Raw genomic sequence first — 14,618 nt, forward strand, 5'->3', positions numbered from 1 at the left:
AAACTCCCGCGTTTTTCACCGGTGCCCGGAACTGTCATGACAAATCCAACCCCCGAAGCTCGCTCCCCGGAAGACACACACGTTATCGTTGGCATGTCTGGCGGTGTCGATTCGTCGGTTGCAGCCTGGTTACTCAAAGACCAGGGGTATCAGGTCGAAGGCCTGTTCATGAAGAACTGGGATGAAGACGACGGCACAGAGTACTGTACCGCCATGACCGATCTGGCCGATGCTCAGGCTGTTGCAGATGCGATGGGTATCAAACTCCATACCGCAAGCTTTGCCGCCGAGTACTGGGATCGCGTTTTCGAGCATTTTCTTTCCGAGTATCAGGCTGGTCGCACCCCGAACCCCGATATCCTTTGCAATAAAGAGGTCAAGTTCCGGGCTTTCCTGGATTATGCAGTCACACTCGGAGCGGATTACATCGCCACAGGCCACTATACACGGCAGCGGCCGCTCAATGACGGATCCGGGAAAGCGCTTCTTTTAAAAGGTCTGGATGCCAACAAGGATCAGAGTTATTTCCTTCACGCTGTATCCGGAGACCGAATCGCCCGCACCCTGTTCCCGGTTGGTGAGCTGGAAAAACCGGAAGTGCGCAAGATTGCCGAGCAGCAAGGATTCGTCACCCATGACAAGAAGGACTCCACCGGTATCTGTTTTATCGGCGAGCGCAAGTTCAGCGACTTTCTAAAACAGTACCTGCCGGCGCAGCCCGGTGATATTGAAACCCCTGAAGGCAAAAAGATTGGCCGACACCAAGGTTTGATGTACCACACCATTGGCCAACGTCAGGGACTCGGTATTGGTGGGCTCAGTGATTTTGGCGACGACCCCTGGTACGTCGCCGGGAAGGACCTGACGCACAATGTACTGACTGCCGTTCAGGGCAAGCATCACCCCCTACTCTTCTCCCGGGGCTTACTGTCCGATCCGATCGACTGGGTCGCCGGCGAGCCACCAGCACAATCCTTCCGCTGCAAAGCGAAAACCCGTTACCGCCAGCCTGACCAGGATTGCGAGGTAACGGTCATTGAAGGCGGCGTGAAGGTGGTGTTTGATGAAGCCCAGCGCGCTGTCACGCCCGGACAATCTGTGGTTTTCTATATTGATGACAATTGCCTGGGAGGCGGTGTGATCACGGAGACCTGGCGTGACGACGAACCTCTCCCGGCGCGCCTTTCTCACAATGATTCAACTCAGGAAGCCAGCCAATGAGCCGGTCGCTTCACGATCAGACGCTGGCTTTGGCGGGCGTATTCCAGGCTGCCAATCTGGTTCAGCAAATCGCCAACAACGGGCATTGCAACGAAACCAGCCTGGAGGCATGCCTGCGCTCGCTTTTTGCAACAAATCCTGCAACAACGCTCGACGTATACGGCGGCGAACTGACCGATGTGCGAGAAGGGTTGGTTACGCTTTCAACGGTTATGAGCGAACAAAGCAAACAGCAGGATGTTGAGGTTCTGCGTTATGTGCTCAATCTGATTCACCTGGAATCAAAGCTCAACCGAAAAAGTGACATGATGGACGTAATCGGCAGCCGTATTGAACAGGCCAGGCACACCGCCAGCCACTTTGGTTATGTCCACACAAACCTGATCAGTAACCTGGCCTCTATTTACACGGATACCATCAGCACCTTCCGCTTACGTATTCAGGTGAGCGGCAACCCCTCCCTGCTCCAACGCGACGAGAATGCTGCGAAAGTCAGGGCGCTCCTGCTGGCAGGTATTCGTTCGGCGGTGCTCTGGAGACAAAGCGGCGGTCGCCGTTGGCAACTGGTTATGTCACGCCGCAAGGTGATTCAACATGCGCGGGAACTTGCAGAGCAAGCGAACCGTTCATTCGATAAGTAATTGGTTGCCACTGATTCACCGGCGGCGCTGGTGTATTATGGTGCCTCCTTTTTTCTGAACCGATTCTTTGATTATTTGTGAGGTTTTCGATGGAACTCAACGCCCTGACCGCCATTTCCCCGGTCGATGGACGCTATGGCAGTAAAGTCAGCGTTTTCCGTGACATTTTCAGTGAATATGGCCTGATCAGGAACCGCGTGACGGTCGAAATCCGATGGCTGCAGCAATTGGCGGCCCATCCCGAAATCATTGAAGTGCCAGCATTTACGGCGGAGGCCATCGCTTTTCTGGACCAGATGATCAGTGAATTCAGCCTGCAGGATGCCGAGCGCATCAAGGAAATCGAGCGCACAACAAACCATGATGTAAAAGCGGTTGAGTACTTTATCAAGGAAAAAATCGCCGATATTCCCGAGCTGCATGCGGTCACCGAATTTGTTCACTTTGCCTGCACCTCTGAGGACATCAACAATCTCTCCCACGCCCTGATGCTTCGCGAGGGTCTGGATAACGGCCTGCTGCCCGCAATGGGCCGGGTTGTCGAGAAACTGGGCGAGCTTGCCCAGGAGCACGCTGAACAACCAATGCTTTCCCGTACACACGGCCAGACAGCATCACCAACAACCGTCGGCAAAGAACTCGCCAACGTTGTTTATCGCCTGCGCCGACAAATGAAACAAATCCGTGAGATTGAGGTTCTGGGCAAGATCAACGGCGCGGTTGGCAACTATAACGCCCACATCTCTGCCTATCCTGCTTTAGACTGGGCCGCCAACGCCCAGGCATTTATCGAAAGCCTGGGCCTGGACTTCAATCCTTACACCACACAGATTGAGCCTCACGACTACATCGCCGAACTTTTCGACGCGGTCGCGCGCTTCAACACCATCGTGATCGATCTCGACCGGGACGTGTGGGGTTACATCTCACTGGGCTATTTCAAGCAGAAGACTGTTGAAGGCGAAGTAGGCTCTTCAACCATGCCCCACAAAGTCAATCCGATCGATTTCGAAAACTCCGAGGGTAATCTGGGGATTGCCAACGCATTGCTTGGCCACCTGTCCGCCAAGCTACCGATCTCACGCTGGCAACGCGACCTTACCGACTCCACCGTACTGCGCAATCTGGGCGTTGGCTTTGCCCACAGCCTGATTGCCTACGAAGCCACCCTGAAAGGTCTGAGCAAACTGGAAATTAACCCGGCGCGCCTGAATGACGACCTCGACAAGGCCTGGGAAGTTCTTGCGGAGCCGATCCAGACTGTGATGCGCAGGTACAACATCGAGAAGCCCTATGAGAAGCTCAAGGCACTGACTCGCGGTAAGGCCATGACTCCGGAAGTTATCAGAAGCTTCGTGGAAACCCTGGAGATGCCCGATAGCGCCAAAGCGGAACTGATGGACCTGACCCCAGGCAACTACATTGGTAACGCCATCGATCAGGCCCGCAACATCTGAACCCAGGGAGCACAACAATGCATATGCTTGGCGGACTTTCGCCTTCTGAATTTCTGAGGGACTACTGGCAAAAGAAACCCTTTGTCATCCGCCAGGCGTTTCCCGGATTTCAGTGCCCGGTCGACGCTGACGAACTGGCCGGCCTTGCTTGTGAAGAAGGCGTGGAATCACGCATCGTCATCGAAAACGATGACGGCAAGCCCTGGCAGTTGCACAACGGTCCCTTCTCAGAAGAACGCTTCGGCCAACTACCCGACAAGGATTGGACCCTGCTGGTACAAGGGCTTGATCACTGGGTCCCCGAGGTCGCTGACCTGCTCGAACACTTCCGCTTCGTGCCCAACTGGCGCCTTGACGATATCATGGCAAGTTATGCGCCCAAGGGCGGCAGCGTAGGGCCCCATTACGACCAATATGATGTATTTCTGCTTCAGGCCCAGGGGCACAGACGCTGGACGTTTGGTGGCCGTTGCGACCAATCCTCGCCCCGCGTGGAGGGCACGCCATTGCGTATTCTCAGCAGCTGGGAAGGTGAAGAAACCGTTACTCTTGAGCCTGGCGATATGCTTTACCTGCCTCCGGGCATTGGCCACCACGGCATAGCCGAAGACGATTGCATTACACTCTCGATAGGTTTTCGAGCGCCGACTATTGAGGACCTGCTTACCGGCTTCACCGACTTCCTGTGTAACCAATCGGATGCCTCAGATCACATGAATGACCCGGACCTTCAGGTTCAGGACAACCCGGGCACGATTGCACCAGGCGTTATTGACCGCCTGCAATCCGTTCTGACTGAAAAACTTGAAGATAAACGCCAGCTGGCGCTGTGGTTTGGCCAGTATGCAACCGCTCCTAAAAATATGGATGTTGTGGTGCCGGCGGATGAGCCTGCCTCAGATGAAGATTTTGCCGAGGCCATTCGGGCCGGCGAGCAACTACGGTGGAACGAAGGTTCCCGCTTTGCCTACCATGAACAGAACGACGTAACCGCCCTTTTTGCAGACGGTGAGCAGTTTCTGCTCAAAGGTGATGCTCGCCCGCTGGCTCCTCTGTTGTGCGCGGGAGCACGCATCGACATGGGCGCCCTGGCCCAGTTTGCCGGCGACCCGGCTCTGCTTGGCCTGCTAACAAACCTCTATAATCAAGGCTCAGTGTATTTCGAGTGATGCTATGACGGTCCGGATTCGAAAATACAGCTGGCAGCTTGCCCCGGGGCATATTCGGGATATCCGCCAGAAAGTGTTCGTTGAAGAGCAACGTGTTCCACCTGAGCTTGAATGGGACGATACAGACGAAATTGCTGATCATTTTCTCGCAGTTATGCCAGACAATACGCCGGCTGGCGTAGCGCGGCTGTTCTCAACACTGAGCGAAACCGGCCACATCGGGCGCATGGCCATACTGCCGGAATTCCGGGGCCGGGGAATTGGTGAAGCCCTGCTCCAGCACCTGATAGCTGAATCTGCCGGGCAGTATCAGGAACTGAAACTTTCTGCCCAACAACATGCGGTCCCTTTCTACCAGCGCGCAGGGTTCCACGTATGCTCAGAGGCCTATGATGACGCAGGCATACCTCACCTGGATATGCGCTGCCTTGCTCCCGCACTTATTGCACAGCAACCTGGTGGCAATAGACCCCGCCCAATGCTACTCGGCACCGACACCCAGCCCTGGCTGTTCGACAGTGAAAACAGCATGCTCGAACTCATGGACTCCATGGTTGGCCAGGCTGGCCAGCGCCTATGGCTCTATGATCGCGTGCTGGACCATGATCGTTACGACCGCTACAGATTCAGGGAGCTGATATCCAGCCTGGCACGGCGCCACAGGCTTAGCGAGGTTCGCTTGCTCATCCATGATGACCAGCCTCTGATCAAACGTCGCCACCAATTGGTGGAACTGATGCGCCGCTTACCCAGCCGTATAGAGCTAAGGCTGGTCAATGGTGACTATCCCCATGAAGACCAGCCGTTCCTCATCGCAGACAGAGAAGGTGTTGTCTATCGACATGACTTCACTACCCCATCCGGGTTTGCCGGGTTTTCCGACAGCGGGCGCGTCAAGCTGCTGGCGGAAAACTTCCAGCGCATGTGGGACGCCGGGCGCCAATCCCTTGAGCTGCGCGAACTACCGCTCTGACGGATGCTTCAACGGGGCGCTTTCAGGTTCGAAGCGAGCCCCGAAAGGTGCAAATTCTTCATCCACCTCTTCCGCAACGTCTGAAATCAACCGGCGTAGCCACTGATGGTCAGCGTTGTGCTGTAACAAAGGGCTCCAGGCCATTTTAAGCTCGAAAGGCGGGATATCGAAGGGCGGGATCTTTACTACCAGGTTAGTGTTATCTTTTTGTAGCCAGGCCGCCCGGGATGGAAGCGTAGCTATCAGGTCGTGCTGCTCCGCCAGCAACATAGCCGACTGATAATGCCGGGTAAACACCGAGATCTGCCGCTTGCTTCCCATTTTCGACAAAGCTTCATCAACCCAACCCAGGCGTTGAACGTCTTTCGGATTTACCCCTACACCGACACCAAATCCGGTTTTACTAACCCAGATATGGCTGGCATCAAGGTAAGTATCCAGTGTGAAAGGCTCCTTCAGTATTGGATTTCGGGCATTCATCAGACAGGCGAAATATTCGGTCCAGAGCGTTTTTTGGTGAAACGATTGGGGAATCTTGTCGAACCGGTTGATCGCCATATCAAGGCGCCCTTGCTCAACATCCAGAAAACTCACATCGCTCGGAGTCAGTACATCCAGCGTGACGTGTGGCGCCTCCTGGCGAATCCGCCTCAAAACCCTGGGCATAAGACAGGATTCAGCATAATCACTGGCCATGATACGAAATACCCGTTGGCTCTCCAGTGCTGCAAACGGCGTCTTCTCCTGCACTGCTTGCTCAATATCCGAGAGGATACCTCTGACCATGGGCTGCAGTTCACGCGCTCGTTCTGTTGCTGTCATGCCCTCGCTCGTGCGCACCAGTAAAGGGTCACTGAACAGGTCCCGCAAACGTCGCAAACTATTACTCATGGCGGGCTGGGTAATGCCAAGATGGTTTGCTGCTTTGGTGACATTGCGCTCCCTGAGCAACACGTCCAGGTACACAAGAAGGTTGAGGTCGATACGGGAGATATCCATGAACAACTCCAAAGCTGGATAAAAGCAATCAGGCGGTCGCAACCCGAGCGCCCATTCACCAAAACAATATACAGAATAACATTGATTCACAAAATGAATATAATAAGCGGATCTTTCACATTTGATTTCAGCTTCAATGTCAAATTTCTGCTAACCTTTCTGACAGTTGCCGGATGTATCGGCATATCAGGTCGGAGCCCTGAACCAGGCATGACTCGCCTAAAAGCCGGAGCATTACCCAAACATGAATGCCATAACCATTGTCCTTGTCCTGTCGGCCATCGTTGTGATTTCGATCATCGTTCTTGTGATCAGTCAAATGCGCGAGAAAGCCAGGATCGAGCGTATTCGAAAAACAACGGCGCTTGAGGACAGCTACAAAAGATGCAACCGACTGCTCTCTGAGTTGCCAGGGCAATATCTCACATCAGATCTCAAGCTGTTACTGCTCAAGCGTATGGAAGATGTCTGCAATGAACTTGCGGCGCTTAAATCCGGGCTTCCGACCGAGCAATGGCGCGAAGCGATAACACAGAGGAAAATCCTGATTAAGGAAAACCGGGATGAAGTACCGCCGGTAAGGATCGACTCTCCGGAAAAATCCGCATACGTCAAAGAGCTACTGCAAAATCTGTTCAAGATGATCGAAGCCATGCACAAAGGTGGCCGGATAGACGGTGCAACTGCCAAGAAAAATCTGAAGCATGTACTGTTTCTGGTCCATAAAACGCACGCAGACCTTCACGTTTTTCAGGCCCGCGACCAGATTCGCCAGAATCAGATACGAAAAGCCATACACTCCTACCATCTTGCCAGCACCGAAATGGGTAAGTCCCGGGACAACCCACTTGCCATGAGAGCCGTCAAGAGTTTCCGCACCCGGATAAAAGAACTGGAAGCGGCGAGCGCAGGTGGCGACACCAGCGCATCCGTAGAACCCCAGTCAAACATGGACAAACAGTGGGACAGCTTTCTTCACGAGCAAGACTGGAAGAAAAAAGCCGACTACGACGACTGAATTCGTAAGTCCGGCAGATCAGCTACCCGCAAACAGGGACAGTAACACCAGTGACCAGAGGCTTCAGACACCGGCTTTCCTACCGGCTCACCCGCGACACCGTGCTGATCGCAATGCTTTTAGGGCTGGTGCTCAACGTCATACAGATCACCCTGGACTATTTTAGCGCCCGCGAATCCATGGAAGAAGACATCCAGGCGCTGATTGAAATCAGCCACAGTCCGGCCTCCCAGATTGCCTACAACATTGATGTACGCCTCGCTGAAGAGCTGCTCGACGGCCTTCTCCGGCACCCGGCCACCATCGACGCCAGAATTGTCGATAGTGAAAACAGCACTATGGCAGCGGCCAGCAAGAGCAGTCCGGATTCGCCCTATCGCTGGATCAGCGACAAACTGTTGGGCTCAAGCAGGGTCTTCAGCCGGGAACTTCGTGTCTCTCAGCTAAACAACCTACCTCTGGGTCAGCTTGTGGTGACGATTGACACTTTCCATTATGGCCTGCAGTTCCTGCAACGAGCGACTTACACTGTGGTCAGCGGGCTCTTGAAAAGCCTCATTCTTTCCGCTTCGCTACTGGGTATTTTCTACCTGATCCTTACCCGACCAATGCTCAGCGTTATAGGTGCATTGAACGAGGTCAAAGCCAGATCCCCGGAAAAAATCCGCTTGCCGATTCCTGCCGGCCATAAGCAGGACGAGATCGGAACAATGGTTGAGATCATCAATCAGCATCTCGAAACCGTAGATTTCACTCTGGCCCAACTCCGTGTAGCGGAAACGGCCATGAAAAACTACTCCAGCGAACTGGAGCATGAAGTCGAAAGTCGAACACGGGAAATATCGGAGAAAAACCAGGCTCTGCAACGGGGCAACCGGGCTCTGGTAAAAGCCAAAGAAGACGCCATGCGCAGAGCCAGGGCCCGGGCCAACTTTCTGGCCAGCATGAGCCACGAAATACGCACACCATTGAACGGCGTACTTGGCATGCTGGGGCTTATTCTGGAGAGCGAACAGGACTCCGCCAAGCGCCACCGCCTGCAGATCGCACTCTCTGCCGGTGAAAGCCTGCTCGGAATACTCAACGACATTCTGGACATCTCCAAAGTTGAGGCTGGAAAGCTCAAGCTGGAGAACATTCCCTTTGATATGCATGGTCTGATTGAAGAGTGCGCCATGCTGCATACCCAGCAAGCACGCAAGAAAGGAATCGATCTGATTGCAGAAACAGAACCGGGCTTTCCGCTTAGTTTTCTCGGCGACCCGACCCGTATTCGTCAGATACTGAACAACCTGCTGAGCAACTCCATCAAGTTTACCGATTCGGGAAGTGTGAGCATCAACGCTCGCTATTCAGCAGGTGTGCTGACCCTCGATGTGAGCGATACCGGCATAGGTATGAGCAAAGAAGGCCTTCGCCGGATATTTTCTCCTTTTACCCAGGCCGATACGCAAACCACACGGCTATACGGAGGCACCGGATTGGGCCTGACGCTGTGCCGCCAGCTCATTGAGCGTATGCATGGTGAAATAGATGTGGAGTCAAAGGAACACGAGGGAACCCGGTTCACCGTCACTCTGCCCTTGCCGGTCTACAGCAATTTGTCCGCCGGAGGGTCTCAAGAGGATTTTCAACCAAACTACCTGCGGCTTTCCGGACTGGCTGAACTTCATGGCAGCACAGAAACATCAGCAGAACCACCCCAGCATTCGCTAAAAATACTGGTAGTCGAAGACAACGAAGTGAACCAGATGGTGGCAAGCACTTTGCTGAAGAAAATGGGGCATCGTGCTGACGTAGCCGATAACGGTCAGTTGGCGATTGAGGCTCTGGAGCAACAACACTACGATCTGGTGCTTATGGACTGCCAGATGCCGGTAATGGACGGCTTTGAAACAACGCGAGAGATTCGCAAAAAACTGGAGTGGCGTGCCCTGCCTGTGATAGCCGTTACCGCCAATGTAATGCAAGGCGACAGGGATGACTGTCTTGCCTGCGGGATGAACGACTATATTACAAAGCCATATAACCGTAGCCAACTGAACGCCGTCATTATGCGCTGGGCACCGCCTCCTGAGCCTCAATAGCCCTTAGCACTGCATTAAGCTCATCCCTCAGCGCCAGCAACCGTTCGGGCGCAACGTCCAGACCACAGAGTAGCTTCTGTGGCACCTGTGCAGCATGAGCCCTCAGGTCAACGCCCTGCCCGGTCAATGATATGGTCACCACACGTTCGTCATCGACACTGCGCTCCCTGAGGATAAGCCCTCGCAAAGCCAGGCGTTTCAGCAGAGGAGTAAGCGTACCCGAATCCAGCCGCAGGCGCGCTCCAAGGTCAGAAACCCGCGTTACCTGACCTGCTCGGGCTCGCTCCCAGAGAACAAGCATGACAAGGTACTGCGGGTAGGTCAGATCCAGCTCTGCAAGCAATGGGCGATAGCGAGACGTAATCGCCCGGTTGGCCGCGTACAGACTGAAACAGATCTGGTTATCCAGTGCGAGGATGTCGTCCACAAGTCAGCTCACTAGCAGCTTTTCAATATCTGCCTTGATGCTTTCAGGCTTGGTCGTTGGTGGATACCGACGCACTACCGTGCCATCGCGTCCGATCAGGAATTTGGTGAAATTCCACTTTACCTTCTCTGACCCCATAAGCCCTTTCGCCTCTGCCTTCAGAAACTTGAACAGAGGATGTGCACTTTCTCCGTTGACATCGACCTTTGAGAACATAGGAAAATCCACACCGTAGTTCAGACTGCAAAACTGGCTGATGGCATCCTCGTCAGCAGGGTCCTGATTCATGAACTGGTTACAGGGGAACCCCAGAACCTCAAAGCCTCGCTCCCCGAGCTCTGCATGCAACGACTGAAGACCCTCAAACTGAGGCGTAAAGCCGCATTTGCTGGCTGTATTCACGACCAGCAGCACCTTGCCCTGATAGTCGGCCATCTTCTTCTCGTTGCCCTTGATGTCTCGAACCGTAAAATCATAAACCGAGTTACCAGCCATAGGCTTCTCCTACAAAAATTCAATACATGCCCGCAACAGGCAGGATTTTAGGCTCACACACTTAAATTGTGCACAACCTACCCAGAGAGTGTACACGACTATCGGCACATGCAATTGTTTTGTCGAGTATTAATTTATGGAATATAGAGCTACCTCGCCATAATTGATCACAATTCCTCTGTTGCCGTTGGCCCTGCCTCCGCTAGAATAGTGGTTTGCCTGAATCGCAGGCGCCTGTTTTACGTTTACCGACTGAGGAAGCCCGGGTCTTATGCAGAACTACTACAAATCCGCCAAGCTGGATAACGTGTGTTATGAAATACGTGGCGTAGTAATGCGAGAGGCGCGCCGCCTGGAAGAGGAAGGCCACCGGGTACTCAAGCTCAACATTGGAAACCCCGCCGTTTTTGACCTGAACGTTCCCGAAGAGATCCAGCAGGACGTCATATACAACATGCACCAGGCACAGGGATATGTTGAGTCAAAAGGGCTGTTTTCGGCCCGCAAGGCCGTTATGCACTACTGCCAGCAAAGAGGTATCGATAAAGTCGATATTGATGATATTTTTCTCGGCAACGGCGTCAGTGAATTGATCGTGATGACCATGCAGGCCATGCTCAATACCGGGGACGAGGTTCTCATTCCTGCGCCGGACTACCCGCTCTGGACAGCAGCTGTCACGCTTTCGAGCGGCAAGCCCGTGCACTACCACTGCGATGAAGAACAGAACTGGTTTCCCGATATAGATGATATCCGTAAAAAGATAACCCGCCGTACCCGTGCCATTGTGCTGATCAACCCCAACAATCCCACGGGGGCCGTATACAGCCAGGAACTACTGGAACAGGTCATTGAACTGGCACGCAAGCACAACCTGATCGTGCTCTCTGACGAGATTTACGACAAGATTCTCTATGACGGCACACAGCACATCCCAACAGCCTCCCTGGCTGATGACGTTCTGTTCTTCACCTATAACGGGCTTTCCAAGAATTACCGTGCAGCCGGCTATCGTTCGGGCTGGATGATCGTTAGTGGCGCCAAACACCTGGCCACAGATCTGATTGAAGGTATCGACATGCTTTCAAACATGCGCCTGTGCGCAAACGTACCTGCGCAGCTCGCCATACAGACAGCCCTGGGCGGCTACCAGTCAATAGATGATCTGGTGGCACCCGGCGGCAGACTTTTCGAGCAGCGCGATACCGCCTGGCGAATGCTCAATGACATCCCGGGGGTAAGCTGCGTCAAGCCTCAGGGCGCCCTGTATCTATTTCCGAAGCTGGATCCAAAAAAGTTTCCGATTGCGAACGATGAAAAACTGGTCCTCGATCTCTTGCTTCAGGAGAAAATTCTGCTCGTTCAGGGCTCTGCCTTCAATGTGGACGATAAACAGCATCTGCGTGTTGTGTTCCTTCCGCGCAAGGACACGCTGGAAGATGCAATGGGTCGGCTAGGTAACTTCCTCTCCAAATACAATCAATAAAGACAATGGCGGCAAAGGAAACTACACATGGCTGACATCCACGTTGAAGAGTTCTATAAAGACGCAGCCATAGCACTGACTCAGCTATATAGCGCCTTCCCCAGAAGGGTGAACCTGTTTGTAGAAGATATTGCAGGCCCTGATGAACCGGATGAGTTCGGTTTGCACAGCAAACGACATATGGCCTGTTTTGGTGCTCTGCTATGGTTGGCCGAGGAGGGGTTTCTTCGCTACGTCGATACCATTCGCCAAGAAGCCCTCGACCAGGCCGTTCTCTCGAAAGAGGCGTTCATTCGTTTGAGCTCCCCGGCACCGGAGGCTCTCGTGGAGGAGCTCAAAGGACCAGAAGACGACACAGAAACGCCGTTACCGCCTTCTTTGCGAGAGGATCTTTCCAGTCACATCCATTTGGTGCGTACGGCCTTGAAAAGTCGCCATTCTGTACGTATTGGCCACGCCCTGCGTGCGACACTCTTTGCAGACAGACCCAGCCATTAAATCACTGTAATATCGTTGAAGCGCTGAACCCGGACCCTATCTAGCTGTCTGAGACCCGGCTTTCATATCGAACATATCAGGAAAACACCATGCGCATTCTGTTATTTCTGGCTACCAACCTTGCGGTTATTCTTGTCGCCAGTTTTACCTTGAAGCTTCTGGGCGTAGACAGCTACCTCGCCCAGAATGGTATTCAATACGGCTCCCTATTGGCGTTTGCGGCTGTATTCGGTTTCGCAGGTGCCATTATTTCCCTGCTTATATCAAAACCTCTCGCCAAGTGGAGCACCAAAGCTCGCGTAATTGACACTCCCCGCACCCCTGCCGAACGCTGGCTAGTGCAAACTGTCGCGGAAATGTCAAAAAACGCAGGTATTGGGATGCCAGAGGTGGCCATATTCCCGGCAAGCCAATCCAACGCTTTTGCGACGGGATGGAACAAGAACAAAGCCCTGGTTGCCGTCAGTGAGGGACTACTGCAAAGGTTCAGCAAAGAAGAGATCCGGGCAGTCCTGGGGCATGAAATCGGCCACGTTGCCAACGGAGACATGGTGACACTTGCATTGATTCAGGGAGTTGTGAATACCTTCGTGATCTTTGCATCACGGGTAATTGGCTCTTTCGTCGACCGAGTGGTATTCAAGAATAACAACGGCCACGGCATCGGGTTTTTCGTGGTCAGCATGGTGGCGGAAGTGGTATTGGGCATCCTCGCCAGCACCATCGTATTCTGGTTCTCCCGCAGGCGTGAATACCGCGCGGATATCGCTGGCGCCCAACTGGCAGGACGCGCCTCCATGATCAGCGCTCTCGTACGCCTGAAACAGGAAAGCGAAGTACCGGATCAAATGCCCGATAGCCTCCAGGCTTTTGGCATCAATCGGGGAGCACGCAGTGGTCTGGGCGCATTGTTCATGACGCACCCACCTCTTGACGAGAGAATTGCAGCACTGCAGCAAGCGAACCTTGCGTAGTTCTCAGATTTTCAACTTGAAGCCGATGGCACGGAAGCTGTCCTGCAAGGATTTGCTGGAACCTTTGAGCTGCACTTTCAGACTGGAACATTCCCGGCGAACCGGATAATCGCGCCGCAGACGGTCAAACTCGGCACCACGCTCATCTTCCGGCGCTTTCATGATGTGCCTCAGACGCGCATCGTCCTGTCGCGGGTCATAGCAGGCCCGCAACGCTATCCGGATAGCTGCACACTCTTCAGCCGCTCTGGTAAACGAAACTTTACTGAGGGCAGGCTCCGGCAGAAACTGGCCTGCCTGCTTACGCGTCGGCAGCCCAAGAAACCTGCTCATCGCCTGATATATCATTTCCGTTCCCTGAACCTTGCCCTCAAGGCTATAACCCGCGATATGAGGCGTAGCCAGCCATACTTTGTCTACCAATTCCGGGTTTATCTGCGGCTCATTTTCCCAGACATCGAGAGCCAGCACAGGAGCCTTGGCCTGCCCCAGCCTTTCGCACAGTGCCCCAGTGTCGATAACTTCACCTCGCCCGGCATTGATCAACAATTGTGCAGACGTGAGCCCGGCAAGCTCCTGTTCACCAATCATGTGGTACGTGGGATGAGCAGAGTCACGGGTCAGAGGGGTATGCACTGAAACCACATCACACGCGAGCGCCTCAGCGAGATCGACAAAGGAATGCTCACCTTCCGGTTCACGTTCAGCGCGTGGAGGATCACAGAGCTTGATGCTGAAACCGAGTCGGTTGAGCTTGTCTGCCAACTCACCACCCACATTCCCGACCCCGACAATACCTACCGAGAGCCGCGACCAGTCTTCCAGACCACAACGCTCTGCATAAAGAGACAAAACTGAAAGCACGTATTCGGCAACGCTGTTGGCATTGCAACCAGGAGCCGCTGAAAAACGGATGCCATTTTGCTCAAGCCAGTCCAGATCAACATGGTCAGTTCCGATCGTCGTGGTTCCGACAAAGCGCACAGCACTGCCTTCAAGTAGTGCCCGGTTCACGCGGGTGACAGAGCGCACCAAAAGCATATCGGCGTCGCGGACGTCCTCAGCGCTCATGGTCCGGCCGGAGACACGACGAACGTCACCGATATCACCAAAAAAAGCTTCTAGCAGCGGAATATTCTCATCTGCGACGATCAACATAGTAAATTCCCGTCG

General features: G+C 53.8%; 14 protein-coding genes. 10 read left to right on the forward strand and 4 right to left on the reverse strand.

All coding sequences use genetic code 11. The annotated features are described in order from the left end of the window. Positions 1-36 precede the first annotated feature (36 nt). The 5 genes from mnmA to Q4606_RS06540 all read left to right on the forward strand — a co-directional run bounded on the left by mnmA (position 37) and on the right by Q4606_RS06540 (position 5,461). The gene (mnmA, locus tag Q4606_RS06520; protein WP_303593203.1) at positions 37-1,221 is read left to right on the forward strand and encodes a tRNA 2-thiouridine(34) synthase MnmA; all 1,185 of its coding nucleotides are present in this window, start codon (positions 37-39) and stop codon (positions 1,219-1,221) included. Beyond that, positions 1,218-1,862, forward strand: a complete 645-nt coding sequence (gene hflD / locus Q4606_RS06525; RefSeq protein ID WP_303593205.1) for a high frequency lysogenization protein HflD — start codon at positions 1,218-1,220, stop codon at positions 1,860-1,862. Before mnmA ends, hflD begins: the two co-directional genes overlap by 4 nt. 89 nt (positions 1,863-1,951) lie before the next feature. Next, the gene (purB, locus tag Q4606_RS06530; RefSeq protein ID WP_303607049.1) at positions 1,952-3,319 is read left to right on the forward strand and encodes an adenylosuccinate lyase; all 1,368 of its coding nucleotides are present in this window, start codon (positions 1,952-1,954) and stop codon (positions 3,317-3,319) included. A 17-nt stretch (positions 3,320-3,336) separates the two neighbouring features. Beyond that, the gene (locus tag Q4606_RS06535; RefSeq protein WP_303593209.1) at positions 3,337-4,488 is read left to right on the forward strand and encodes a cupin domain-containing protein; all 1,152 of its coding nucleotides are present in this window, start codon (positions 3,337-3,339) and stop codon (positions 4,486-4,488) included. Between the two features lie 4 nt (positions 4,489-4,492). Continuing rightward, positions 4,493-5,461 carry a GNAT family N-acetyltransferase gene (locus Q4606_RS06540; protein WP_303607050.1) on the forward strand — a complete coding sequence of 323 codons (969 nt, stop codon included), beginning with the start codon at positions 4,493-4,495 and terminating at the stop codon, positions 5,459-5,461. Here Q4606_RS06540 and Q4606_RS06545 read toward each other — a convergent pair. Further along, positions 5,450-6,460 carry a LysR family transcriptional regulator gene (locus tag Q4606_RS06545; RefSeq protein ID WP_303593212.1) on the reverse strand — a complete coding sequence of 337 codons (1,011 nt, stop codon included), beginning with the start codon at positions 6,458-6,460 and terminating at the stop codon, positions 5,450-5,452. The two genes, Q4606_RS06540 and Q4606_RS06545, sit on opposite strands and share 12 nt — an antisense overlap. A gap of 244 nt (positions 6,461-6,704) precedes the next feature. Between Q4606_RS06545 and Q4606_RS06550 the strand changes: the two genes are divergently transcribed. Both Q4606_RS06550 and Q4606_RS06555 read left to right on the forward strand, forming a co-directional pair. Continuing rightward, positions 6,705-7,478 carry a hypothetical protein gene (locus tag Q4606_RS06550; RefSeq protein WP_303607051.1) on the forward strand — a complete coding sequence of 258 codons (774 nt, stop codon included), beginning with the start codon at positions 6,705-6,707 and terminating at the stop codon, positions 7,476-7,478. Between the two features lie 50 nt (positions 7,479-7,528). Then, a complete protein-coding gene (locus tag Q4606_RS06555; protein WP_303607052.1) occupies positions 7,529-9,565 on the forward strand; it encodes an ATP-binding protein in 2,037 nt (678 codons plus the stop codon). Here the strand turns inward: Q4606_RS06555 and Q4606_RS06560 are convergent. Beyond that, positions 9,531-9,992: a MarR family winged helix-turn-helix transcriptional regulator gene (locus tag Q4606_RS06560; protein WP_303593217.1), complete on the reverse strand. Its 462-nt coding sequence runs from the start codon at positions 9,990-9,992 to the stop codon at positions 9,531-9,533. The genes Q4606_RS06555 and Q4606_RS06560 overlap by 35 nt on opposite strands. A 3-nt stretch (positions 9,993-9,995) precedes the next feature. Continuing rightward, a complete protein-coding gene (locus tag Q4606_RS06565) occupies positions 9,996-10,487 on the reverse strand; it encodes a glutathione peroxidase (protein WP_303593219.1) in 492 nt (163 codons plus the stop codon). Between the two features lie 271 nt (positions 10,488-10,758). Between Q4606_RS06565 and Q4606_RS06570 the strand changes: the two genes are divergently transcribed. The 3 genes from Q4606_RS06570 to htpX all read left to right on the forward strand — a co-directional run bounded on the left by Q4606_RS06570 (position 10,759) and on the right by htpX (position 13,445). After that, positions 10,759-11,973: a pyridoxal phosphate-dependent aminotransferase gene (locus tag Q4606_RS06570; protein WP_303607053.1), complete on the forward strand. Its 1,215-nt coding sequence runs from the start codon at positions 10,759-10,761 to the stop codon at positions 11,971-11,973. A 27-nt stretch (positions 11,974-12,000) separates the two neighbouring features. Continuing rightward, complete coding sequence (locus Q4606_RS06575) at positions 12,001-12,471, forward strand: hypothetical protein (RefSeq protein ID WP_303607054.1); 471 nt, start codon at positions 12,001-12,003, stop codon at positions 12,469-12,471. 89 nt (positions 12,472-12,560) lie between these two features. Further along, positions 12,561-13,445, forward strand: a complete 885-nt coding sequence (gene htpX / locus Q4606_RS06580) for a protease HtpX (RefSeq protein WP_303593225.1) — start codon at positions 12,561-12,563, stop codon at positions 13,443-13,445. A 3-nt stretch (positions 13,446-13,448) separates the two neighbouring features. Here the strand turns inward: htpX and pdxB are convergent, their stop codons facing one another. Further along, on the reverse strand, positions 13,449-14,603 hold the full coding sequence (pdxB, locus tag Q4606_RS06585) for a 4-phosphoerythronate dehydrogenase PdxB (protein ID WP_303593226.1): 1,155 nt from the start codon (positions 14,601-14,603) through the stop codon (positions 13,449-13,451). Between the last annotated feature and the right edge of the window lie 15 nt (positions 14,604-14,618).

The sequence above is a fragment of the Marinobacter sp. 1_MG-2023 genome (genome assembly GCF_030549045.1).
Lineage (GTDB): Bacteria > Pseudomonadota > Gammaproteobacteria > Pseudomonadales > Oleiphilaceae > Marinobacter.